Source organism: Antrihabitans spumae (assembly GCF_043944905.1).
GTDB lineage: Bacteria > Actinomycetota > Actinomycetes > Mycobacteriales > Mycobacteriaceae > Antrihabitans > Antrihabitans spumae.
Map to the genome: position 1 here is coordinate 1 of NZ_JBIMSN010000188.1, position 800 is coordinate 800.

1 protein-coding gene is annotated in these 800 nt (G+C 68.9%); it reads left to right on the forward strand.

The window, feature by feature from the left end; all coding sequences use genetic code 11:
- Positions 1-800 (forward strand): DUF222 domain-containing protein (locus ACHIRB_RS31085; protein WP_395127855.1); only part of this gene is annotated, 800 nt, incomplete at both ends.

The window sequence follows — 800 nt, forward strand, 5'->3', positions numbered from 1 at the left end:
TCGACGCCCGCCGCGGCTGGGCCGGCTGGCAACTGCACTCCGCCGCCCACTGGCTGTCCTGGAAAGCCGGCGTCAGCCTGCACACCGCCCGTGAACAGGTCCGGGTCGCGAACGCCGTGACCGTGCTGCCGCGTATCGCGTACGCATTCGCCGAAGGCAGGGTGTCCTACTCCAAAGTCCGTGCTCTCACCCGGGTCGCGACACCCCACACCGAAGAGTCGTTGCTGCGCATCGCCGTGCAAGCACCGGCGGCGCATTTGGACCGGCTCGTCCGCGGCCTCGTCCGACAAACCCGCACCCCCGACACCGACACCGATCGTGCTGGTGGGCGTTGGTTCTACGACGACGACGGCTACCTGGTCGTGTCCGCCCGATTCCGTCCCGAGGACGGTGCCCGATTCCTCGCCGCCCTGACCCGTGCGGAGTACGAACGCACCCGCACCGACGAGACGGGACCCGACACTCCTGAACCCGACCGCACCGCACCCGCACCCCCGAACCCGGTCCCCGCGATGCTGGCGATGGCCGAGACCATCTGCGCCGGCGCGGGTTCTCCGGTTGTGTCTCCTGCTGCGGATGTGTTGGTTCATGTCGGACCCGACGGGTCACCACTCGACACGTCGGATGCGCATCTCGACGACGGGCCCGGTCTCGATTCGCAGACTCTGGAGGCGGTGTTGTGTACTGCGTCGGTGCGGCTGATCCGTCACGGCCGTCTCGGGCCGACCATTGCCTGGGACACGTCCCAGCGTCGTCCGAGTCGAACCCTGCTGCGGCAGTTGGTGATCCGGGACCGGTGC